22 protein-coding genes are annotated in these 23,293 nt (G+C 39.4%); 4 read left to right on the top strand and 18 right to left on the bottom strand.

The window, feature by feature from the left end; all coding sequences use genetic code 11:
• Window positions 1–31: 31 nt before the first annotated feature.
• Genes glyQ through Q91_RS00095 form a run of 4 tightly spaced genes read left to right on the top strand, consistent with a single transcriptional unit; the run spans window position 32 to window position 4,358 of the window.
• Entirely contained in the window at window positions 32–1,012 is a 981-nt protein-coding gene (glyQ, locus tag Q91_RS00110) for a glycine--tRNA ligase subunit alpha (protein WP_015004835.1), read from the top strand.
• A complete protein-coding gene (gene glyS, locus Q91_RS00105) occupies window positions 1,012–3,078 on the top strand; it encodes a glycine--tRNA ligase subunit beta (RefSeq protein ID WP_041230461.1) in 2,067 nt (688 codons plus the stop codon). Before glyQ ends, glyS begins: the two co-directional genes overlap by 1 nt.
• A 10-nt stretch (window positions 3,079–3,088) precedes the next feature.
• Window positions 3,089–3,637 (top strand): D-glycero-beta-D-manno-heptose 1,7-bisphosphate 7-phosphatase, encoded by a 549-nt coding sequence (gene gmhB / locus Q91_RS00100; RefSeq protein WP_015004833.1) that lies wholly within the window; start codon window positions 3,089–3,091, stop codon window positions 3,635–3,637.
• Window positions 3,609–4,358, top strand: coding sequence for a 1-acyl-sn-glycerol-3-phosphate acyltransferase (locus Q91_RS00095; protein WP_015004832.1), 750 nt, complete (start codon window positions 3,609–3,611; stop codon window positions 4,356–4,358). The genes gmhB and Q91_RS00095 overlap by 29 nt, the downstream gene beginning before the upstream one ends.
• Before the next feature lie 130 nt (window positions 4,359–4,488).
• On the opposite strand, the gene ureG is transcribed toward Q91_RS00095, so the two are convergent.
• The 18 genes from ureG to dnaA form a co-directional block, all read right to left on the bottom strand.
• A complete protein-coding gene (gene ureG / locus Q91_RS00090) occupies window positions 4,489–5,103 on the bottom strand; it encodes an urease accessory protein UreG (protein ID WP_015004831.1) in 615 nt (204 codons plus the stop codon).
• A gap of 22 nt (window positions 5,104–5,125) precedes the next feature.
• Window positions 5,126–5,803 carry an urease accessory protein UreF gene (locus Q91_RS00085; RefSeq protein WP_020931757.1) on the bottom strand — a complete coding sequence of 226 codons (678 nt, stop codon included), beginning with the start codon at window positions 5,801–5,803 and terminating at the stop codon, window positions 5,126–5,128.
• 3 nt (window positions 5,804–5,806) lie between these two features.
• Complete coding sequence (locus tag Q91_RS00080) at window positions 5,807–5,989, bottom strand: hypothetical protein (protein ID WP_015004829.1); 183 nt, start codon at window positions 5,987–5,989, stop codon at window positions 5,807–5,809.
• Window positions 5,990–6,004: 15 nt separating this feature from the next.
• Window positions 6,005–6,454 carry an urease accessory protein UreE gene (gene ureE, locus Q91_RS00075; protein ID WP_015004828.1) on the bottom strand — a complete coding sequence of 150 codons (450 nt, stop codon included), beginning with the start codon at window positions 6,452–6,454 and terminating at the stop codon, window positions 6,005–6,007.
• A complete protein-coding gene (gene ureC / locus Q91_RS00070) occupies window positions 6,454–8,157 on the bottom strand; it encodes an urease subunit alpha (protein ID WP_015004827.1) in 1,704 nt (567 codons plus the stop codon). The genes ureE and ureC overlap by 1 nt, the downstream gene beginning before the upstream one ends.
• Window positions 8,154–8,471, bottom strand: coding sequence for an urease subunit beta (locus Q91_RS00065; protein WP_015004826.1), 318 nt, complete (start codon window positions 8,469–8,471; stop codon window positions 8,154–8,156). Before Q91_RS00065 ends, ureC begins: the two co-directional genes overlap by 4 nt.
• 24 nt (window positions 8,472–8,495) lie before the next feature.
• The gene (ureA, locus tag Q91_RS00060; RefSeq protein ID WP_015004825.1) at window positions 8,496–8,798 is read right to left on the bottom strand and encodes an urease subunit gamma; all 303 of its coding nucleotides are present in this window, start codon (window positions 8,796–8,798) and stop codon (window positions 8,496–8,498) included.
• A gap of 11 nt (window positions 8,799–8,809) precedes the next feature.
• Window positions 8,810–9,658 (bottom strand): urease accessory protein UreD, encoded by an 849-nt coding sequence (locus Q91_RS00055; protein WP_015004824.1) that lies wholly within the window; start codon window positions 9,656–9,658, stop codon window positions 8,810–8,812.
• Entirely contained in the window at window positions 9,655–10,350 is a 696-nt protein-coding gene (gene urtE / locus Q91_RS00050; RefSeq protein ID WP_015004823.1) for an urea ABC transporter ATP-binding subunit UrtE, read from the bottom strand. Before urtE ends, Q91_RS00055 begins: the two co-directional genes overlap by 4 nt.
• A gap of 2 nt (window positions 10,351–10,352) precedes the next feature.
• On the bottom strand, window positions 10,353–11,183 hold the full coding sequence (gene urtD, locus Q91_RS00045; protein WP_015004822.1) for an urea ABC transporter ATP-binding protein UrtD: 831 nt from the start codon (window positions 11,181–11,183) through the stop codon (window positions 10,353–10,355).
• The gene (gene urtC / locus Q91_RS00040; protein WP_015004821.1) at window positions 11,180–12,271 is read right to left on the bottom strand and encodes an urea ABC transporter permease subunit UrtC; all 1,092 of its coding nucleotides are present in this window, start codon (window positions 12,269–12,271) and stop codon (window positions 11,180–11,182) included. The genes urtD and urtC overlap by 4 nt, the downstream gene beginning before the upstream one ends.
• Window positions 12,272–12,289: 18 nt before the next feature.
• On the bottom strand, window positions 12,290–13,900 hold the full coding sequence (urtB, locus tag Q91_RS00035; protein WP_238538334.1) for an urea ABC transporter permease subunit UrtB: 1,611 nt from the start codon (window positions 13,898–13,900) through the stop codon (window positions 12,290–12,292).
• Window positions 13,901–14,040: 140 nt separating this feature from the next.
• Window positions 14,041–15,327 (bottom strand): urea ABC transporter substrate-binding protein, encoded by a 1,287-nt coding sequence (gene urtA / locus Q91_RS00030; RefSeq protein ID WP_015004819.1) that lies wholly within the window; start codon window positions 15,325–15,327, stop codon window positions 14,041–14,043.
• 35 nt (window positions 15,328–15,362) lie between these two features.
• Complete coding sequence (locus Q91_RS00025) at window positions 15,363–16,523, bottom strand: hypothetical protein (RefSeq protein WP_015004818.1); 1,161 nt, start codon at window positions 16,521–16,523, stop codon at window positions 15,363–15,365.
• Window positions 16,524–17,175: 652 nt separating this feature from the next.
• Window positions 17,176–19,590 carry a DNA topoisomerase (ATP-hydrolyzing) subunit B gene (gyrB, locus tag Q91_RS00020; RefSeq protein ID WP_015004817.1) on the bottom strand — a complete coding sequence of 805 codons (2,415 nt, stop codon included), beginning with the start codon at window positions 19,588–19,590 and terminating at the stop codon, window positions 17,176–17,178.
• Window positions 19,591–20,670 (bottom strand): DNA replication/repair protein RecF, encoded by a 1,080-nt coding sequence (gene recF / locus Q91_RS00015; RefSeq protein ID WP_015004816.1) that lies wholly within the window; start codon window positions 20,668–20,670, stop codon window positions 19,591–19,593.
• Window positions 20,671–20,694: 24 nt separating this feature from the next.
• On the bottom strand, window positions 20,695–21,795 hold the full coding sequence (gene dnaN, locus Q91_RS00010) for a DNA polymerase III subunit beta (RefSeq protein WP_015004815.1): 1,101 nt from the start codon (window positions 21,793–21,795) through the stop codon (window positions 20,695–20,697).
• 172 nt (window positions 21,796–21,967) lie between these two features.
• Window positions 21,968–23,293, bottom strand: coding sequence for a chromosomal replication initiator protein DnaA (dnaA, locus tag Q91_RS00005; protein ID WP_015004814.1), 1,326 nt, complete (start codon window positions 23,291–23,293; stop codon window positions 21,968–21,970).

Raw genomic sequence — 23,293 nt, 5'->3', positions numbered from 1 at the left:
TTAAATAGCTTATGCATTTAAGCTTGCTTTAATGATAAGTGTAGGCTTATTAGATATACTTCTCTTTTTTATTCAAACAACCGCCGAAACTACTGTGTCAAAATCTACTCAAGACCTTATGACGTTCCAAGGCCTTATCCTTGCTTTACAAGAATATTGGGCTAACCAAGGGTGTGCTATTCTTCAACCGCTAGACCTTGAAGTGGGCGCTGGAACTTTCCACCCTGCCACTTTTTTGCGTGCCATAGGCCCTGAACCTTGGTCAACGGCCTATGTACAACCCTCGCGCCGCCCAACCGATGGCCGCTTTGGTGAAAACCCAAACCGTCTACAACATTATTATCAGTTTCAGGTGCTTATCAAACCATCGCCCATTGATATTCAAGACTTATATTTAGGTTCACTCAGTCATCTTGGTTTAGACATGCTTGAACATGATATACGCTTTGTTGAAGATAACTGGGAGTCTCCTACCTTAGGTGCTTGGGGCTTAGGCTGGGAAGTCTGGTTAAATGGTATGGAAGTCACCCAATTCACCTATTTTCAACAAGTCGGCGGCTTAGATTGCCGCCCCGTTAGTGGCGAAATCACCTATGGTCTAGAACGCATTGCCATGTATATACAGGGCGTTGAAAGTGTGTATGACCTTGTCTGGACTAAGACCAATAAGGGTGTCGTTACTTACGGTGATGTATTTCACCAAAATGAAGTGGAACAATCGGCTTACAACTTTGATCATGCCAATATAGACGCCATGTTTAAACAATTCGATGAATGCGAACAGGCTTGCAACCTTTTAATTGAAAAAGGTTTGCCACTGCCTGCTTACGAACAAGTTTTAAAAGCCTCGCATACCTTTAACTTATTAGATGCTCGTCACGCCATTTCTGTGACTGAACGGCAGCGCTTTATTTTACGTGTCCGCAGCCTTTCTAAAATGGTCGCTGAAACATATTTTGCCTCTCGAGAAGCGCTAGGCTTCCCCATGCTAAAAACTGAGGAGACACCGTAATGGCCGAAACAAAAGATTTATTGTTTGAGCTCGGTTGTGAAGAACTTCCACCATCAACATTAAAAACCTTACGCGACCACCTGCTATCTGCAATATGCAGTGGCCTTGAAGAGGCAAAATTAGGTTTTACTCGTACTCATAGTTTTGCCACACCCCGCCGTTTAGCTGTATGGATAGAAGAACTCGAAACAACTCAAGAAGATATTCATGTTGAAAAGCGTGGCCCCGCTATAGCGGCTGCTTATGATGCTGAAGGCAACCCATCTAAAGCTGCTTTAGGGTTCGCACGTGGCTGTGGCGCTAGTTTTGATGACCTTGGCACGCTGAAAACAGATAAAGGCGAGTGGCTTTCGTATAAAAAGCTTGAAAAAGGTCAATCGGCTAAAGCGCTTATTCCTAGCATTATAGAAAAAGCCTTGACTCGCTTACCAATTGCAAAACGTATGCGCTGGGGTCATTCTAACGATGCATTTGTACGGCCTGTACATTCAGTATTATTGCTCTTAGGTGATGAGGTCATTAATACTCAATTTTTTGCTGTTAACGCCTCAAATACTTCATTCGGTCATCGCTTTCATGCACCTGGCCCTATTACCATTGAAGAGGCCAGCCAATACAATGATAAGCTCGCTAATGCCCACGTGATCGCTTCTTTTGAAGACCGCAAAGCCCTTATTGAACAGCAAGCCATTCAAGCTGCTAACGCGGTCAATGGTCAAGCGCACATCGAACCTAGCTTGTTAGATGAAATTACTGCATTAGTAGAATACCCTGTTGCCGTAACAGGTAGTTTTGACGACCATTTTTTAGCACTCCCCAAAGAAGTCCTCATTACCACCATGCAAATCAACCAAAAATACTTCCCTATTTTGGATGAGAACGGCGAGTTGCTTCCATACTTTATTACCATTAGTAATATTGATAGCAACAACCCAAGCTCTGTTAGTCATGGTAATGAGCGAGTTATTCGCCCGCGCTTATCCGATGCTGAGTTTTTCTGGCAACAAGATATGAAAAAGACACTTGCTGAACGAATCAGCTCATTAGATAACGTCATTTTTCAGCAAAAGTTGGGATCTATTGGTGAAAAAACTCGTCGCGTTGAAAAACTCTCTATTCAACTTGCCGATCAACTCGGGCGTGATACAGCACTAGCCTCACGCGCCGCACTTCTCAGTAAAACAGACCTGGTAACGGATATGGTTGGCGAATTTGCTAGCCTACAAGGCGTTATAGGCCGTTACTATGCCAAAGAAAATGGCGAACCAGATGAAGTCGCCGAAGCCTTACAAGAACAATACTGGCCGAAACAGTCGGGTGGTGTGCTACCGACCAGCAAAACAGGTCAACTTCTTGCCCTTACCGATAAACTCGATACCGTTGTGGGGATTTTCAGTGTCGGTTTATTACCTACCGGCGACAAAGACCCATTTGCTTTACGTCGCGCCTCTTTAGGTATTTTAAGGATTATTATTGAAGGTCAACTCGAACTTGACCTAAAAGAACTCATTAGCCTATCTTGTGCGCAATTTAGCCACACGTTTGACACAAATAAGATCAAAGAACTCGTTTTAAATTTTATGCTCGACCGTTTAAAAGGCTATTGTTTGTCAAATCATTACTCTCCTGAGCAATTCGTTTCCGTTGCCTCTGTTGACTGTACTCGACCTGTAGATTTTATGAATCGTATTCGTGCGGTCAAAGATTTTTCTAAACTAGACGAAGCCATGAGCTTAACTGAGGCCAATAAACGGATTCAAAACTTATTAAAGAAAGCACCGGACAATGTCAGCGCGCTTTTTGATGCCTCGCGTTTAGTCGATCAGCAAGAAATCTACCTATATGAACAATTACAACTGATCGAAACACAGACTCAGCCATTAATCGAGCAACAACAATATATTGAAGCGCTAAAAGTATTATCTAAGCTGAAAACGCCCATCGATGATTTCTTTGAACACGTTTTTATTATGGCCGAAGATGAACAGCTTAAACATTCGCGGTTGGCTTTGCTTAACAAAATTCACTCTAATTTTATTAAAATAGCTGATATATCAATTTGTTAGATAGACAGTAATGCTTACTAAAATAAACAAGCCAGACATTATTTTAGACCGTGATGGTGTTATTAATATCGACAGTGACAGCTACGTTAAAAGTGTTAATGAATGGCTCCCAATTCAAAGTAGCATTCTTGCGATTGCTAACTTGCACAAAGCAGGTCATCGAATTTTTATTGCAACCAACCAATCCGGTTTAGGTCGTGGGTACTTTAGCTTAGATACCTTAACCGCCATGCACAACAAAATGCTCGATTTAATACATCAAGCCGGCGGTGAAATTACTGGGATAGCCTTTTGCCCACACACACCTGATGATCATTGTACTTGCCGCAAACCAAAGCCTGGCTTATTGCATGATTTATCCCTAAAATTCAATATTGATTTAAACACCGCTATTGTCATTGGCGATAGCCTAAGGGACTTACAAGCCGCAACTGAAGTTGGTTCAAAAGCCATACTTGTTTTGACCGGAAAAGGAAAAAAAACTCAACAAGAAAACCCTGAGCTCCCTTACCCTATTTTTGAGACACTTTATGACGCAAGCCAAAACATCCTTATTTAAACTGTTAATTCCCGGATTACGATCGGTTGTTTTTTTTATATTCCAAGTCACTACTTTGTTTATATTTGCACCACTGGTTCTACTGTCTTTTCCGTTCTCCTATAACATAAGATACGCCATAGCTAGCACCTGGGCTAAACTGGTTATTAAAGGCCTTAAAGTTATTTGTAAGCTGGATTTTCAGGTAACTGGTTTAGAAAACATAAAAGGTAATGGCATTATTTTTTGTAAACATCAATCTGCTTGGGAAACCTTTGCGTTACAAGTCATGTTTCCAGAGCAATGCTGGGTCTTAAAAAAAGAACTGCTGTGGATCCCTTTATTTGGCTGGGCGCTTGCACTAACGCAACCTATTGCAATAGACCGCTCAAAAAAGAGTAAATCGTTTCGACAAATTATCAAACAAGGCAGCCAACGACTTCAATCTGGTCGGTGGGTTGTTATTTTTCCAGAAGGCACACGAACAGCCCCTGGTGAACGAAAAAAGTACATGGTAGGCGGTGCCTTATTAGCGGAAAAGTCTGGTTACCCGGTTATTCCTGTTGCACATAATGCCGGCGAGTTTTGGAAAAAAAATGCTTTCATAAAGCACCCAGGTACGATTCAAGTTCGAATTGGAAAAATGATCGACAGTAACGCCATGTCTGCCAAAGAGCTCAATCAACAAGCAGAAAACTGGATTGAAGGGCAGATGGAAGAAATAACAAACAAATCGCCTTAAAACGTTATTAGTGTCCCTTAACTATCATGCTATTAAATCAACTCTTATAGCTTTCAAGTGATCACTAATAACCCCATTAGCAATAGGTTTTATTAGGTATAGTTGACCTATCCAGAGTAAAGTTTCGGCTTTAAAGCATACCTTCTTTAACTAGAAAGTCGATAATGCTGGCGCGACCTTCACCTGTCTTAAGGTTTGTAAAAACATAAGGTTTATCTACTCGCATTCGCTTCGTATCCTTATCCATTACATCCAATGATGCGCCGACATAGGGTGCTAAATCAATTTTGTTAATCACTAAAAGGTCTGAGCGCGTAATACCAGGGCCACCTTTCCTAGGAATTTTTTCTCCTTCAGCAACATCAATAACATAAATTGTAATATCGGCTAATTCAGGACTAAATGTAGCCGATAAATTATCACCACCGCTTTCAATAAATATTAGATCTAAATCTGGAAATTTCTCACTCAAATCCTCAACAGCAGCAAGGTTCATTGATGCATCTTCACGAATAGCTGTATGAGGACAGCCACCCGTTTCAACTCCTACAATTCGATCAGCTGCAAGCGCTTCACTTTTAGTTAAGAATTGCGCATCTTCTTTTGTATAAATATCATTCGTAACCACTGCTAACTGGTAATCAGCACGCATCGCTTTACAAAGGGAGTCCAATAAAGCTGTTTTACCTGACCCAACCGGGCCACCCACTCCAACTCGTAAAGGTATTTTTTTTGAACTATTCATCATTTTCTTTTTTACCCAAATGTTAAGATCTAAATAATCGTGTGTATTGTGTTTCGTGGCGTGCGCTAGCATGAGCCAACGCTGGCGATGAGCTACCTATATCTTCATCAAGAATTTCCAACCCCTGCTCCACTGCTGTAGCTAACGGCTTTGCTAAATCACGTAAAATACGTTGGCCAGAAACTTGACCTAAAGGTATTAGTTTTACACCAGAAATAACTAGGTTCTCCAGCCAAGTCCAAGCAAAACCATGAGCAGCTATATTGACAGGAATACCCCATTGATTGACAGCTAACGCAAACCCAGCTGTTTGCGTTTTCGCCAGTGTTGACTGTAAATCAATAGAAGCCTCCACCTCTAAATCTATTAATAATCGCGTCATTGCTCGGCCACGGTTATTTTCTTCTAATCTCAGCTCACTGGTTTCTCTATAGGCCAATAAAATATCTGACCAACGCTTTAATGCTAATTCGTCATTATCTTCACACGCTCTAAGCATTCTCAAAAAAACTGGAATTTCAAGCTGTTGCAGATTAGTTTTTATGAGATCTAATAACCATGCTCGCAAATCGTTTTCACTATTCACCCAGTGTCCTTCAACAGCCCATTCTATGCCTTGTGAGTATGTGAATCCGCCTATCGGCAACGCACTACTACACAATTGTAATAGCCGTATTAAACTAACATTAGACTCCAGCATTAATTACTTTTTACTAAAAGCGGCTCCAATAACAACAATCAAAACAATGCCCAACGATAAAGGCCACACATGTTCTGGATTTGAAAATATATGCGAAATATTTTCTGATAGGTTGTGCCCATGCTCTTGGTGGGCATATGCTAAAGCTGGAAATAAAGTGACGATCACTACGAGTAATTTATTCATGAAGAAAGCTCCTACTTAATGTTCATGGTGATGTAATCCAGTACTTTGGTAAGCACCTGGCTCAGGTTCAAATGGCGCTTTTTCGACCTTAACGGTTAACCCAAACCCCTTAAGCATGTCGTCTAAAACATGGTCATGAAGGTAGCGCAGCTGTCCGGGTTTAATCTGTAGGGCAACATGCCTATTACCCAAGTGGTAACTTGCTCTTGCCTGTAATAGATAATCATCGCAATTTACTGTCGACACGGTTTCATCCGCAGCAATGACCTTAACAACCAACCCATCGGTACTTACTAATAAGTCTCCATGATAAAGAGTTTGGCCTCTTTCTAAAAATAAGCCAACTTCTCGACCATCATCGAGGGTTGATCGTAGCCGACTTTTAACCCTACTTGCCAGTGGCAGGGTTAAGCTTGCTTGCGCATCAGCCGCTTCTTTCAGTTTTTTTACTAACTTCAGCATCATTAAAATAAAAAATATCGTTGCGTTAACGGTAACTCTGTTGCTGGCTCACAGGTCAACTGCTCACCATCAGCAAACACTTGATAGGTTTGAGGGTCAACTTGAATATTAGGCTGATAATCATTAAGCAGCATATCCGACTTACATACATCACGGCAATGTTTGACTACCCCAATCATGCTTTTTAAGCCTAACTTGCCTGCAATATCATCTTTCGCTGCAGCTTGTGACACAAACGTCATACGAGTTGCATGCCGTGCACCGCCGAGTGCTCCAAACATAGTTCGATAATGCACTGGCTGAGGTGTAGGAATAGATGCATTTGGATCGCCCATTGGAGCGGCTACTATCATGCCACCTTTAATAATCAGGCTTGGTTTTGTGGCAAAAAATGCGGGTGACCATAAAACCAAGTCAGCTAATTTACCGACCTCAATTGAGCCTAATTCATGGGACATGCCATGTGTTATTGCAGGATTAATTGTATATTTAGCAATATAGCGTTTTGCTCTAAAGTTATCCGACAACTCATCATCTGTTTCTAATGCACCCCGTTGTACTTTCATTTTATGTGCTGTCTGCCATGTGCGCGTAATAACTTCGCCAACCCGTCCCATTGCTTGCGAATCAGACGCAATCATTGAAAATGCGCCTAGGTCATGCAGAATATCTTCTGCTGCTATGGTTTCCCGGCGAATACGAGACTCTGCAAAAGCCACATCTTCAGCAATATTAGGGTCTAAATGATGGCAAACCATCAACATATCTAAATGTTCATCCACCGTATTGATCGTATAGGGCCTTGTTGGGTTCGTCGAGGATGGTAATACAAACGATTCACCACAGGCCTTGATAATATCTGGCGCATGACCACCGCCAGCGCCTTCCGTATGGTACGTATGAATTGTGCGCCCCTTCATTGCACCTAAGGTATGTTCTACAAAACCGGACTCATTCAACGTGTCTGTATGAATTGCGACTTGTACATCCATTTTTTCAGCTACTGACAAGCACGTGTCAATTGAAGCCGGTGTCGTCCCCCAATCTTCATGTAATTTAAGGCCAATCGCACCGGCTGTTATTTGTTCCACTAGTGGCTCTTCACTACTGGCATTGCCTTTAGCTAAGTAACCGATATTCATCGGCAATTCTTCTGCTGCTTCCAGCATTCGATGCATATTCCAAATACCCGGTGTACACGTGGTGGCGTTAGTTCCAGTAGCTGGGCCGGTACCACCACCTAACATGGTGGTGATACCTGACATCAAAGCTTCTTCAACCTGTTGAGGACAAATAAAGTGAATATGCGAATCCACACCACCGGCCGTTAATATTTGGCCTTCTCCGGCAATTACCTCGGTACCTGGCCCAACGACTATATCAACACCGGGCTGTACATCAGGGTTACCGGCTTTACCAATACCAACAATACGTCCATGTTTAATACCAACATCCGCTTTAATAATACCCCAGTGATCTAGAATTAATGCATTGGTAATGACCACATCAACGACCTCCGCATCTACACGTTGGCTCTGCCCCATTCCATCACGAATAACTTTACCACCACCAAATTTTACTTCATCACCATAGATGGTTCGGTCATCTTCAACTTTAATCCAAAGCTCGGTATCACCTAATCGAACACGATCCCCTGTCGTGGGCCCGTACATCTCCATATAAGCTTGTCTACTAATACTGGTCATGAGTCCGTCTCCAAAGTACCCATTACTTCGGCATTAAAGCCGTACACTTTTCGATCTCCCGCATAGGCGACCAACTCCACTTCCCGCGTTTGCCCTGGTTCAAAACGCACCGCTGTACCGGCCGCTATATTTAATCTAAACCCATAGGTTTTTTTTCGATCGAATGTTAAAGCAGGATTGGTTTCAAAAAAGTGATAGTGAGAACCAATTTGAATCGGGCGGTCACCCGTATTAGCCACACTAACAAGGACTGTTTCACGGCCAACGTTAAGCTTAATCGAGCCCTCTAGAACCTTTACTTCACCTGGAATCATAAGGCACCTTCCTGTCGTACTTTATTAAACAATTGGATCATGGATAGTTACCAACTTTGTACCATCGGGAAATGTTGCCTCAACTTGTACCTCCTGAATCATTTCGGCAATGCCTGTCATTACATCATCTCGTGTTAATAGTGTGCGACCGAAATTCATTAATTCAGATACACTTTGTCCATCTCGCGCACCCTCTAGTATGGCCGAACTGATATAAGCAATGGCTTCAGGGTGATTTAACTTTACACCTCGCGCTTTGCGCCGCTCAGCTAGTAATCCTGCGGTAAAAATTAATAACTTATCTTTTTCTCTTGGGGTCAAATTCATAATTAATCCTACTAAGTAGCCCAGATGCGTGGTGAACAGGCTTTACGCTTGAGTACCAATGGCCTTAATTCACCCCATAGACGAGTGAATATTTTCCTACATTGCTCCGTAGAATCACCTAAATATCGCACCAATAAACAGTCTTCGACTAAGGTTGCGGCAATCAATACGTTATTATCATCTGTCAATAATGTTCGCACCATCTCTAGCATGCTGTAGTTTACAGGCGTTGCCAAAAAAATAGCCATCACCGAATTATTACGTAAACCGGTTGGTGACTCCAATTTATTTGCTTCAACGTTCATTTTTTCTATTAATAGCGGTCTCTCATTACGACTAAGCATAAAATCCAACTGCAAGCGACCTTCGGTAAATTTTTGTTGATTAGCTGGTAAACCAAAACAATGCATTTCCCAGCCTATAAATTGTGCTGTTGGCGTAAGGTCGATATGAGTACTCAAATGAACTTTCGCGCCAGGAAAATAAATATTTTCCTGAGGAAACCACTCTAATGCTGCCCCTTCATCTACAGTTAGCCTTTGTTGTTGGTGTGCTGTATCGCCTTGGCTTTTGTAATACTTCGTTGCACCCGGCGTAGTTAATAGCGTATTAGCCTGCTGCCCCACATTCACATTTATATACAAGCGATCACCACCTACCACTCCACCCGGTGGATGTAATATATACAAGTGACATACATCACCTTCGGGATAAAATGCACGCTGAACAGCTAAGGGCCCACGTTGTTGGCGTGCAGACAACACCGTTTTATTCACTTGCACTGCAAACTTTAAATCCAGCTGAGCCTCCCAACCAGACACTGTTTCTGTCTCTATTGTTGACGTTAATGCTGAACTCATACGGTTAAATATTCACTGACCAAATCATCCGTTAATTCAGCAATTTCACCCTTAGCTACTGCGCACCCGCGTTCCATAATGATAAATTGGTCAGCAACTTTTTTAGTTATCGGTAACTTTTGCTCAACAAGCAATACGGTTAACCCAGCTTCTTTGTTCAATTTATTAATAATATCGCCAATTTCTTGAACTATATTTGGCTGAATACCCTCTGTAGGCTCATCAAGAATTAACATAACAGGATCAAGCGCTAGGGCACGCCCAATAGCTAATTGTTGTTGCTGGCCACCCGACAAGTCTCCTCCACGGCGTTGTGACATTTCTTTTAATACCGGGAACATTTCATAAATAGACTCAGGAATTGTTCGCACCTTATCTCGGCGTGATGATAATCCAATTTTTAAATTTTCTTCTACCGTTAACAGTGGAAAAACTTGTCGCCCTTGAGGTACATAACCGATCCCTAAACTCGCTCGTTTTTCCGCAGATAATTTAGATAGCTCTTGACCATCAAACATCATGCTTCCAGATTTTGTTGGCAAAATTCCCATCACACTTTGGACTAGAGTGGTTTTTCCAACACCGTTGCGCCCCATCAAACAGGTACATTTCCCTTTAGGTATTTCTATATCTAAATCCCACAATGTATGACTTTGACCATAGAATTGATTTAATTTTTCAATTTTTAACATCGCTAAGCACCTAAATAGACTTCAATAACACGCTCATCATTCTGCACTTCATCCATGGTTCCTTCTGAAAGCACACGCCCTTGATGTAACACGGTCACTTTGCGTGCAATTGAACGAACAAAATCCATATCATGCTCTACAACTACAACAGAATGCTCTCCTGCCAGTGAGGTCAGTAGTTCCCCGGTTTTTTCCATTTCTTGATGTGTCATTCCTGCTACAGGTTCATCCACTAATAACAGCCTAGGCCGTTGCATTAATAACATACCAATCTCTAACCATTGTTTTTGACCATGAGACAATAAACCCGCAGGCAGTATTGCTTTTTCAAGTAAACCAATTCTCTCAAGTACTTGGTCAATAGTATCCCGTTGCTCGCCCGTTAATGTTGCAAATAGCGTCGCCCAAACACCTTTATCACCTTTCATCGATAGCTCAAGGTTTTCAAATACAGTATGGTTTTCAAATATTGTTGGTTTTTGGAACTTACGACCAATACCAGCATTCGATATTTCTGGCTCTGTCATTCTAAGCAGGTTCATCGTTTGGCCAAAATAAACAGTTCCACTATCCGGCTTAGTTCTGCCGGTAATAATATCCATCATCGTTGTTTTACCAGCACCATTTGGACCGATAATACAACGTAACTCTCCATCATTAATATATAAGTTAAGATCATTAATGGCTTTGAAGCCATCAAAGCTCACACTGACATCTTCCATATATAAAATAATGTCTTTACTAACCTCTAGGTTAGGATTTATATCCGGCTTTAATAAATCAAACACCTCATCTCGGCGCAATACATCACGCACCATATCTAATGTACTCATACCGTAGCCTCTTTGCTTTTTTTGAATAAGCCGGCTACTCCTTGCGGTAGGTACATGGTTGCAAAGATAAATAACCCGCCTAGTGCATATAACCAAACCTCAGGAAATGCACCGGTAAAGTATGTTTTTGAAAAATTCACTAAAATCGCCCCTATTACCGCACCATATAGTGTTGACCGTCCACCAATCGCTACCCAAACGACCATTTCTATAGAGAGTAATGGTGAAAATTCACCTGGATTAATAATCGCAACCTGTGGTACATACAAGGCACCAGCAATGCCTGCAAGAATTGCAGAAAAAGTGAATATCCACAGTTTTACATTTTCAACTCGGTAACCAATAAAGCGAAGCCTATCTTCTGAGTCTCGTACCGCTATTGCAACGCGACCTAATTTAGATTGTACAATCGCTCGACAAGCTAAATAACCAAAAGCTAGCGCCACTGCCGAAGCAAAGAATAAACCCACTCTAGTTGCATCACTTTGCAGTGAAAAACCGAGAATATCTTTAAAATCCGTTAAACCATTATTCCCACCAAAACCAAGCTCGTTTCTAAAAAACGCTAACATTAGTGCATAAGTTAATGCTTGAGTCATGATTGATAAATAAACACCTGTTACACGAGAACGGAAAGCTAACCAGCCAAACAGATAGGCTAATAAACCCGGTACTAACATAACCATAATCGCTGCAAACCAAAACTGATCAAAGCCTTGCCAAAACCACGGTAATTCAGTCCAGTTAAGAAAAACCATAAAATCTGGTAACTCGGGGTTCCCATACACGCCTCTATCACCTATCTGACGCATAAGGTACATACCCATCGCATAACCACCCAGTGCGAAAAAAGCCCCGTGTCCTAAACTTAAAATGCCTAGCACTCCCCAAACCAAATCGACAGCTATCGCCAATAATGCATAAGTAAGATACTTGCCTAATAAAGTGACTGTATAGGTTGTTAAGTGAAAGGCACTTCCTTCTGGTACAACTAAATTTAATAGCGGCACCATAATACTAACGAGCAGTAAAATAGTAAGAAAAACTTGACCACCGACATCATCTTTTAAAATTTTCTTCATATACATTTTATTTATCCCCCACTTTTAAGTTGCTGCCCGACCTTTTTGTGGGAATAGCCCACTAGGTCGTTTCTGAATAAATAAAATGATAAATAGCAAGACGATAATTTTCGCTAACACTGCACCCGCCCAAGGTTCGAGTAATTTATTAGTGATACCCAGGCTTAGTCCAGCAACTAACGTACCCCATAAATTCCCTACCCCACCAAATACAACCACCATAAATGAGTCGATAATGTAGGCTTGCCCTAAGTTAGGGCCTACGTTTGTTAACTGACTAAGTGCTACCCCTGCAACACCTGCAATACCAGAGCCTAAACCAAACGTCATTGCATCCACCCAGTTTGCTTTAACACCCATTGCACAGGCCATAGTCCGGTTTTGGGAAACGGCCCTTACCTTTAAACCGAGTGTGGTTTTTTTTAAAATAAACAATAAAATGAAAAACACTAATATTGCAAAAACAATAATATAGAGCCGATTCCACGTTAGTGCTAAAGCATCATTAACCTGCCACACCCCACTCATCCATGTTGGTGATTCTACTGCTCGATTTAAGGGTCCAAAAATTGATCGTACAACTTGTTGTAAAACTAAGCTGACACCAAATGTAGCCAATAATGTTTCAAGCGGTCTGCCATATAAAAACCTAATAATACCTCGTTCAATTAGAATTCCCACCAATCCTGAAACAATAAAAGCCAGTGGAATAGCAATTAATACTGAATATTCAATTAGGTTTGGAAACCAAAGTTGCACAACATATGTTGTGTAAGCACCTAACATAATTAATTCGCCATGAGCCATATTGATAACACCCATCACACCAAAGGTTATAGCTAGGCCAATAGCGGCAAGTACTAACACTGATCCAAGACTTAAACCAAAAAACAGGGTTTCAACTTTGGCATACTGGCTAACTCGTTGATCAATCTTGGCTAATGTTTTCGTCGCAAGATTTTTCGTTTCTTTATCGTTTACATTGTCTATAACTTCTGCCAATACTTGACGCACACTCGGGTTAACACTGTCTTTCACATTTGCAATCAAGTTTCGTGTATCACCCTCATTCTTTTTAAGCTTTAGCGTTGAAATAGCTACATTTAATTTTTCTTTAACGTCATCATCCTGCTCTACCTTATAACGTTTTTCTAATGCGGCTAATTGCTTGACATCTATTTGACTTAACACCTGATCAACAGCTGTTTTCCTTATCGTTGCATTTTCATCATTAAGTTGGATCATTGCCAACGCATCACGTAACGTTGTACGCAAACGATTACTGATGATTATTTTTTTCCACTCTGATGAAATAGCAACACCCAGCGATTCACCTGTTAATACTGCACTTGCGTAGTCTTTACCTGTTTTTTCAGTTAATACAGCCACCAATTTATCTGCTTTTCGGTAATGAAGCTGGCTATGTAGTAAGGCATCAATTACTAGTGGCAAGCGTTTGTCATTAATTTTGACGAGTTTTTCTATCGCTTGCGTCCTTTTTTTAAATTTAGATGATGTTAAATCTGCTAACACAATTTCAAAATCGGCTGATACCCCATCATCAGCAAAAGACGAAGAACTAATGGGTATCATTACCATTAGTATTAGTACGACCATCCTAGTTACGTATGTCATGAATCACACTCTTATGTATTATTGTGTTTCTGAAAAGGTCTGCTGTTATTAAGTACAATTTAATCTCTTAATTTAAATACATGGCCAGACACAACATCAACTTACTTGTGCCTGGCCAAAAATTTTGCGATTACAAATGATTAGAAGTTTTGACCTGAACACTTTGCCGTTTTCACATTGTAATTGCCGCATGAAAGCGGTTTACGCCAATCTGAAATAAGGTCTTTCGATCCTTCTAAGTAATCTGACCATGCATCCCCTGCCACTAAACCAGATGTTTCCCAAACAGTACCAAACTGACCATCATCTTGGATTTCACCAATGACAACTGGCTTAGTAATGTGATGATTTGGCATCATCGACGAATAACCACCTGTAAGATTTGGAACTGATATGCCAATAATGGCCTCTTGTACAGCCGCTGAATCAGTTGTGCCTGCTTTTTCTACGGCTTTAACCCACATATTGAAGCCGATATACGTCGCTTCCATTGGGTCATTCGTTACCCGTTTTTCATCTTTAGTAAAATCATGCCAGGCTGAAATAAACTTATCATTAGTCTCAGCTTCAATACTCATAAAGTAATTCCATGCCGCCAAATGGCCAACTAATGGTTTAGTATCCATACCTGATAGTTCTTCCTCACCAACTGAGAAGGCTACAACAGGAATATCTTCAGCTGAAATACCTTGGTTTCCAAGCTCTTTATAGAAAGGAACATTAGCATCACCGTTAATGGTAGAAACCACTGCTGTTTTCTTCCCTGCTGAACCAAATTTCTTCACATCAGAGACTATTGACTGCCAATCTGAATGACCAAAGGGAGTGTAATTGATCATAATGTCTTCTGCTGCAACACCCTTTGATTTCAGATACGCCTCAAGAATTTTGTTTGTTGTTCGTGGGTAGACATAATCAGTTCCGGCTAATACCCAACGCTCAACACCAATGTCATTCATCAGGTAATCTACCGCTGGAATGGCTTGTTGATTAGGTGCAGCCCCTGTATAGAAAACATTTTTAGAAGACTCTTCGCCTTCGTACTGTACTGGATAAAAAAGTATGCTATCTGATTCTTCAAATACAGGTAATACTGATTTACGTGACACTGAAGTCCAACAACCAAATACCGCTGATACCTTATCTTTATCAATTAACTCCTTCGCTTTCTCAGCAAATAATGGCCAATTTGAAGCAGGATCAACAACAACGGGTTCTAGTTGCTTCCCTAGCAAACCACCTTTTTTATTTTGCTCTTCAATTAACATTAAAACCGTATCTTTTAAGGTCGTTTCACTGATTGCCATGGTGCCTGATAATGAATGCAATACCCCTACCTTAATTGTATCTTCTGCCGCATAGACATTACTTGCTATTAAGGCACCTGCTGAAACTAATGATGTAACTAATTTTCGTTTTATATTCATTTTGATTTCCCTATTTAATAGTGTTGAGCTAATTATTAATACTGGAATTGATAACCGATAACAAAAGCATCCATATCATTGGTTCCGTTGTCTGTGCTTGAGTAAGCCACAGAAATTCGAGAGTTAAACCCATCGATAACATAATTAAAACCAGCATCAATTGTTTCAGAATCGCTGCCGTTATCTGGGTTTACTTCTGAGTAAGAAAAGTATGGTTGAACCTTGCCTATACCTAACTTGTTTGGAAACAAGTAAAGTGTTGTTGCTTTCCATGAATCACCTTCAAATAAACCAAATGCATTTGTTTTTCCGTCTAAATCAAAGTCTTTATAGGCTGCTTCAATGGTCAAAACACCTTCGTTTTCCAACACGTTTTCATATAAAACATCTGTATATAAGGCTGTGAAATCACCTAAATCACCAACAATACCGGTAGCATCTTCCTCAAATTGAGCAGCCACTGAGACAGTAAAAATATCGCCCGCTGCACCGTATGATGTACTACCTGTGTAATAACCAGGTGCTTTTTCAACATTTAAGAAGTTATAACTGAACCTCGCTGCATATAAAAAGTTATCATCTGGGTCCGCATCACCCATCCCTGCACTTTCATAGCCTTCAAAAACACCGACAGCATAGGTAAAACGCTCCTCAGCTCCTAAACGACCCCATACCGTTACACCTTCATCACGGCCATATAGACCTGCATTACCTTTTCCATGATCTTCTCCTTGATCAGCAGGGCCAAATGGGGTTTTAAAAGCATTCCATATATTGGCGTAGTATGGACCACTCATTTCTTCACGATCAGCAGGCACTAGCATGCGGCCAGCCCATATATTTAGTGCAGGGTTAATTTTAAACTTTGCAATAGCATCTAAAATTCCAAACTCCTCATCAAATGGTGCATTAGAACTACTCCAAAATGTCTCGGTATTTAATTCAAACCCGATATTTTCAGAAATTTGACCATTAATATAGATTCGCGCGCTATCCAAGTTAAAATCATTTGACCAATCATCCCCACTAGGCGACGCATCCTCTACTGCAGTGAAACTTGTTCTCACGCCCACACCGAAACTTATCCATTTACCATCTGAACCTTCAAATTTTGCACCAGCCAATACAGAACCAGTCATGACTTGAGCAGCAATTAATGCCGCAATCCCTGTCACTTTTCCTGAATATTTCATCATTCATTACCTTTTATCTTGTCAATGGAAGGTACTAAAATGCGAATATCATGCCAGAATATAACCCTTTGTTTTTAATGGATAATGACTATATATTTAGAATTATTGCACAAAAAAAGCTCATAAAAATGAGCCTAAAAAAATTAATGAATTAATTTGGTGCGATTTCCAGATATAAACTAATCGCTAAAATAAAAGAACCCTCTCTTAAACAAACCTAGACCTGATTTACTTTGTGATCTTGCATCATTCGATGAATAAATACAGGCTTATATTGGTAAAGCTAACCATTGCTTTTATTTCTTATAAGGAATCAAACTATCTAAACCTCTGCTAACAGATGTTTCGACAATTAATACATACCTTAAATATACCTATCTTGTAATTATTTAATTTGTTTTTCACACGGCTTCAATAAATTTTTTTAAATCCAGGGTAAAAATAAGCTCCTGAAAGCTTATTTAAGAAGCCTTTTCACATAAAGCAACCCGTTTGTATGCGTTTTTTATTTTTAAGCTCTACAGCAAAGGATAAAGCCTTTAGTGAAATTCATTTCCGATTTTTCAAAAAAAAGCGGAAATTTAATTTCCGCCTTTGATACTTTTAAACGACTCATAACCCTTCTGGTTTATGTGTGTGATTTTTTCATAAAAAACTACACATCTAAGTTTGCTACTTCTAATGCGTTTTTTTCTATAAAGTTTCGCCTAGGTTCTACTTCATCTCCCATTAATGTTGTAAACACTCCATCAGCTGCAATGGCATCCTCTATTCTTACCTGCAATAAACGTCTTGAGTCTGCATCTAATGTTGTCTCCCATAGTTGATCTGGGTTCATTTCTCCTAGCCCTTTATAACGCTGGATTTGTTGACCTTTTCTTGCTTCTTTCATTAATAATTCAAAAACTTCTTTAAAACTAGTCACAGTATGTTTCTTATCAGCAATATTAAGGTGCGTGTCTTCCTCAAACATACCCACTAATGTTTTACCAAAACTGACTAAGCGTTTATATTCACCTGATTTAAAGAATAGACGTGGCATTTCAAAAGATTTCTCTACTCCATGAGACATGGTTATACAGTGAACCGACCAATTATCTTGTTGGTACTTTAATGACAAACTATATTGGGTTGGGCAACTTTCTATTCCGTTTAGGTTTTTTTCTAAGTCTTGTAACCAATCATTTAACTCGTCTTCACTAACAGATTCTGTTATTTCAGTAGAAACCAATAGCTCGTTTAAAATCAACTCATCATAACGCCCCGCCAGTCTCGCAATCATTCCTTCAATTTGAATATGTTCTTTTGCAAGTTCTTCTAGCGCAAGCCCTGTAATAGCTGGTGTTGTCTCATTAATAACTAAACTTGCTTTTTGTAAAGCCAATTGTAGAAGGTAACTATTCAGCTCATTATCATCCTTAACATAATATTCTTGTTTACCTTTTTTTACCTTATATAAAGGCGGTTGCGCAATATAGACATTACCATTCTCAATCAACTCAGGCATTTGGCGATAGAAAAAAGTTAATAACAATGTTCGTATATGTGAGCCATCCACATCGGCATCTGTCATGATAATGATCTTATGATAACGAAGATTTTCTGGCTTATACTCTTCCTTACCAATACCACAACCCAATGCTGTTATTAAGGTTCCCACTTCATCCGACGATAACATTTTATCGAACCGAGCTTTTTCTACATTGAGTATTTTTCCTTTCAACGGCAATATCGCTTGAGTTCTTCGATCTCTGCCTTGCTTTGCTGAGCCTCCAGCCGAGTCCCCTTCCACTAGAAATATTTCTGATAATGCAGGGTCTTTTTCTTGGCAATCAGCTAATTTCCCAGGCAAACCAGCAATATCTAAAGCAGACTTACGTCGTGTCATCTCCCTTGCTTTTCTAGCCGCATCTCTCGCCCTGGCTGCTTCTAGCATTTTGCCAGCTATTTCTTTTGCTTCTGTTGGGTTTTCTAACAAAAATTCTTGTAGTGCTTCAGCTAAGGATGATTCAACAATGGATTTCACTTCCGAAGACACCAACTTGTCTTTCGTTTGTGATGAAAACTTAGGATCTGGTACTTTAACTGATAAGACTGCCGTCAGCCCTTCACGCGCATCATCACCCGATGTTGTCACCTTCTGTTTTTTTGCTAGGCCGCTACCTTCTATATATTGATTTAATGTTCGAGTGAGACCTGCTCTAAAACCTGCTAAATGTGTCCCCCCATCTCTCTGAGGAATGTTATTTGTATAACAAAAAATATTCTCTTGATAAGAATCATTCCATTGCAAAGCCACCTCCACATTCACATCATTCTTATCTACGTTGATATAAATAATATTTTCATGGATTTGAGATTTATTTTTATTTAGGTGATTAACAAACGCTTTAATCCCACCTTCATATTCAAAGATCTCTTCTTTTGCTGTGCGCTCATCCGACAACCTAATTCTTACACCAGAATTCAAAAACGATAATTCTCGTAGCCTTTTTGCTAATAAGTCAAAATGAAATTCAATATTACTGAAGGTACCGATACTTGGTTTAAACCTCAGACTTGTTCCTGTTTTTTCAGTTGGTCCTACAACTTTTAACGGCTCTACAGGTTCACCTTTTTTATAAAGCTGATAATGCTGACTACCTTCCCTGTTTATAGTTAACTCTAATTCGTCAGATAGCGCGTTAACAACAGACACACCCACACCATGCAATCCACCGGACACTTTGTAAGCGTTATCATTAAACTTACCGCCTGCGTGGAGCACCGTCATAATGACTTCAGCAGCTGATCTCCCCTCATCGGGATGGATATCAACAGGAATACCACGACCGTCATCTGTGATAGTAACCGAATTATCTTCATGAATAATTACACCAACCTCTGTGCAGTAGCCTGCTAAAGCCTCATCAATAGAATTATCAACCGCCTCAAACACCATATGATGTAAGCCTGAACCATCATCGGTATCACCTATATACATTCCTGGGCGCTTTCTAACCGCATCTAAGCCCTTTAGAACTTGTATATTTGATGAATCATAAGTCTCATTGTTTTTTTCTTCGCTCACTTAACTATCCTCTATCTGCATAACTCCACGTTTCACGTGAAACACCTTAGTTTCTTTCGCATCAATAAACTCTAAAAACAAATCTATATTTGTTGTCGTCACGAAAGTCTGTATATTTAGTTTCTGTAAAAAAAACATTACTTTTCTTACATTCTCCCTATCAAGCTCAGCACCTAAATCATCCAATAACACACAAACCGACTTAGATACTCGATCACGCATTAACTTAATTTGCGCTAAATACATCGCAATGACCAGCAGCTTCATCTGCCCTCTGGATAAATAATCCTGTGCTAACCTCCCATTAACCAGAACCTTAATATCTGCTTTATGCGCGCCTGCTGTGGTGAAGCCATACAAGATATCTCGGTCCTTTGCTTTATTAAGCGCATCCTCAAACGATAAGCTTTTATCCCAGCCTTTTAAGTAATTTAAAGTAACCTCTGCATCACCAATAAACTGACAGGCAATACCTTTAAGTTCTTTATCTAACAATTCAAGATACTTCTCTCTTTCATGACTGACTATTGTACCGTATTCAATCAGTTTATTATTCCAAACAGTTAATGTATCTAATTGTTTGGTTTTCAATAACTTATTCCTCTGTTTCAATAAGTGGTTATATTGCTTCGATATATTCAAAAATGAGTGTTTCACGTGGAACACACCGGTATCAATAAAAGCCCTTCTATCAACCCCACCATTTTCTAATAATGTTTGGGATTCAGGCCTGATAAGGTGTGCATGAAACAGACGGGATAATTCAGAAGATTTTTTTTCTGATCGAGCATTTATCCTGATAATGGTTTTATGTTTGTTTTTTTTAATCGCTATCTTATGAGAAACGTTTACATAAGCTAATTGGGCAAAAACAATAAGGCTATCTTTATTATGTGAGAGAACCTTAGTAATATTTTGCGTTCTAAAAGAGCGCGCCCTACTTAGTATGTAAAGCGACTCTAGAATTGATGTTTTTCCACTCCCGTTAGGCCCAACAATAATATTAAGCTTAGGAGATGGTTGGAATATTATATTTTCAATATTCCTAACATCTTTAATTTGAACATCGACTAAAGACAAGAAAAATAATTACAGTAAAAATGTTTATATACGCATTGGCATAATAATAAATTGACTGCTCTTATCTTCTGGGTTTTCAAGCAAGCAACTACTGTTTGTATCAGTAAAAGAAACTAACACATTATCCGATTCAATTACATTTAGGGCATCCATTAAATAACTTGAATTAAAGCCCATACTCATCTCATCACCATTGTAATCAACCACTACTTCTTCTTCGGCTTCATCCTGTTCAGGGTTATTGGCATTAATAGTCATTAATTGGTTTGATAAGTCTAAACGTATTCCTTTATATTTTTCATTGGATAAAATGGAAACACGAGATAAAGCGGATTTAAAAGATAACTTATTGATATTAAAGCTATGTTTACTTTGTTCAGGGACTACATTATTAAAATCAGGGAAGCGTCCATCAATCAACTTTGCATTAAGTTCAACATCACCCAACGAGAATTTAATACTGTTTTTAGCGATCTTTATCTCAACAGCACCTTCAAATTTATCCATTAGTCTGAGTAGTTCTTGGGCTGCTTTTCTTGGAATGATAACCTGGTCAATGGATTGGTTTTCATTATCAATTTTATTTTTAGATAGCGCTAGCCGATGACCGTCGGAGGCGACAGTTTGTAATTCACCATCAACAATTTCCATCATTAAACCATTTAGATAATAACGAACATCTTGTTGTGCCATACAAAAAATAGTTTTACTAAAGGCTTTTAATAAAACCTCTTGGTTAATGCTTATTTGATTTAGGTAACTTGATTCATCGAAAAGAGGGTATTCATCTGATGGCAGTGTCCTAAGTGTAAATCTGCTTTTGCCTGATTTAATAATAAGAACACCATCATTGAAAGATAAATTTAATTCACAGTGATCAGGTAAAGATCGACAGATGTCTAATAACTTTCTTGCAGGAATCGTTATATTAAAGCTATCTTCCCCTATCAATATGGATTTAGCGCTGACCTGTACTTCTAAATCTGTGCCTGTGAATTTGATCGTACCATTGTTAATCGATAAATAAACATTCGATAAAATCGGTAAGGTCTGTCTTCTTTCAATAACACCAAAAACCTTCTGTAATGGCTCTAATAGATCTTCTTTATTAATATTTAATTTCATATCTCTTAATACTTATTATGATTATAAGGAATTAAAAATCGGTTAGTATTTTTAATTATTCATTTTAAATCAATAACCTACGTTATTTTGAAAGGTGTTGTTAAATATAAAAACTATTGTGGATAACTTGTTTGTAAAAACATCTCAAATTTTATCCACAGCTTACACCTAATTAATGCGATAGGGTTCTTAACAGGTTAATATAATCTTCATCAATCAATTGATCAGAGTCTCTTAGCTCTTTTACTTTTCGTGTTGCGTGAAGAACGGTCGTATGGTCCCGGCCACCAAATTGATTCCCTATTTCTGGCAAGCTGTATTGAGTAAGTTCTTTTGCCAGAGCCATTGCTATTTGTCTTGGGCGAGCGATTGATCTTGTTCGTTTAGCAGACAATAAGTCAGATGTCCTTATTTTGTAGTACTCAGCAACCGTTTTTTGAATGTTATCAATGCTAATACGTTTGTTTTGTAGAGCAATCAAATCTCTGAGTGCTTCTTTAGTAAAATCTAAGGTAATAGGTTTACCGGTAAAGTTCGCATTTGCTAAAACTCTGCGTAAGGCCCCTTCTAGTTCTCTAACATTGGATTTAATTCTATTGCCCATAAAAAAAGCAACTTCATCAGCTAGGTCAACGCCACTTAACGCGGCTTTACTTTTTAAAATAGCCACGCGTGTTTCTAGGTCTGGCGGTTCGATGGGAATTGGTAAGCCCCAACCAAAACGAGATTTAAGCCGTTCTTCTAAACCATTGATCTCTTTTGGATAGCAATCACAGGTTAGGACGATTTGCTTATTGTTTTCAATGAGAGTGTTAAAGGTATGAAAGAATTCTTCTTGAGACCTTTCTTTCTTTGCAAAAAACTGGATATCGTCAATAAGTAATAGGTCTAATGAACGATAGTAGTTTTTAAAATCATTTATGGTGTTTTTCTGTAAAGATTGGACCATACCGGATACAAAGCGCTCGGATGATAAAAAAGACACACGTTTGTTTTTGTTCTTTTGAAGAATGGCATTGCCTATGGAGTGCATTAAATGCGTTTTACCGAGCCCTACTCCCCCATAGATAAAAAGCGGGTTGTATGAAACACCCGGGTTCTCCGATACCTGTATAGCCGCGGCTTTGGCTAACTCATTAGATTTACCCATAACGAAAGAGTCAAAAGTAAAGGCACTATTAAGATTATGGGAAACACTGGGTGTGTTATTAGCTTTAGTCGTCGTTTTTTTACTGACAGTAGCGGGCGAAGGTTGTACTTTTGAACTGCCTATTTTTAGATGAAGCTTAATTTTATTTTCAGTTAACTTATTGATTATATTAGTTATATTTTCAATATAGTTATCTGAAACCCAATCTAAAACAAATTTGTTTGGCGCAAATAAAAGCAATTCATCATTATTAGTTTGAGCTTGAAGAGGGCGAACCCAGGTATTTATTTGTTGAGGGGGAATTTCTTCCTCTAATCGTTGTAAACATTGCTCCCAGAGAGATGACAC

The sequence above is a fragment of the Cycloclasticus sp. P1 genome (genome assembly GCF_000299965.1).
Lineage (GTDB): Bacteria > Pseudomonadota > Gammaproteobacteria > Methylococcales > Cycloclasticaceae > Cycloclasticus > Cycloclasticus pugetii.
Note: the sequence above shows the minus strand (reverse complement) of the source record. Positions and strands in the feature narration are given on the sequence as shown.

Coding starts and splice junctions, on each gene's coding strand:
- glyQ (WP_015004835.1), top strand. CDS start 32: ATGATAAGTGTAGGCTTATTAGATATACTTCTCTTTTTTATTCAAACA.
- glyS (WP_041230461.1), top strand. CDS start 1,012: ATGGCCGAAACAAAAGATTTATTGTTTGAGCTCGGTTGTGAAGAACTT.
- gmhB (WP_015004833.1), top strand. CDS start 3,089: ATGCTTACTAAAATAAACAAGCCAGACATTATTTTAGACCGTGATGGT.
- Q91_RS00095 (WP_015004832.1), top strand. CDS start 3,609: ATGACGCAAGCCAAAACATCCTTATTTAAACTGTTAATTCCCGGATTA.
- ureG (WP_015004831.1), bottom strand. CDS start 5,103: ATGAATAGTTCAAAAAAAATACCTTTACGAGTTGGAGTGGGTGGCCCG.
- Q91_RS00085 (WP_020931757.1), bottom strand. CDS start 5,803: ATGCTGGAGTCTAATGTTAGTTTAATACGGCTATTACAATTGTGTAGT.
- Q91_RS00080 (WP_015004829.1), bottom strand. CDS start 5,989: ATGAATAAATTACTCGTAGTGATCGTCACTTTATTTCCAGCTTTAGCA.
- ureE (WP_015004828.1), bottom strand. CDS start 6,454: ATGATGCTGAAGTTAGTAAAAAAACTGAAAGAAGCGGCTGATGCGCAA.
- ureC (WP_015004827.1), bottom strand. CDS start 8,157: ATGACCAGTATTAGTAGACAAGCTTATATGGAGATGTACGGGCCCACG.
- Q91_RS00065 (WP_015004826.1), bottom strand. CDS start 8,471: ATGATTCCAGGTGAAGTAAAGGTTCTAGAGGGCTCGATTAAGCTTAAC.
- ureA (WP_015004825.1), bottom strand. CDS start 8,798: ATGAATTTGACCCCAAGAGAAAAAGATAAGTTATTAATTTTTACCGCA.
- Q91_RS00055 (WP_015004824.1), bottom strand. CDS start 9,658: ATGAGTTCAGCATTAACGTCAACAATAGAGACAGAAACAGTGTCTGGT.
- urtE (WP_015004823.1), bottom strand. CDS start 10,350: ATGTTAAAAATTGAAAAATTAAATCAATTCTATGGTCAAAGTCATACA.
- urtD (WP_015004822.1), bottom strand. CDS start 11,183: ATGAGTACATTAGATATGGTGCGTGATGTATTGCGCCGAGATGAGGTG.
- urtC (WP_015004821.1), bottom strand. CDS start 12,271: ATGTATATGAAGAAAATTTTAAAAGATGATGTCGGTGGTCAAGTTTTT.
- urtB (WP_238538334.1), bottom strand. CDS start 13,900: ATGACATACGTAACTAGGATGGTCGTACTAATACTAATGGTAATGATA.
- urtA (WP_015004819.1), bottom strand. CDS start 15,327: ATGAATATAAAACGAAAATTAGTTACATCATTAGTTTCAGCAGGTGCC.
- Q91_RS00025 (WP_015004818.1), bottom strand. CDS start 16,523: ATGATGAAATATTCAGGAAAAGTGACAGGGATTGCGGCATTAATTGCT.
- dnaN (WP_015004815.1), bottom strand. CDS start 21,795: ATGAAATTAAATATTAATAAAGAAGATCTATTAGAGCCATTACAGAAG.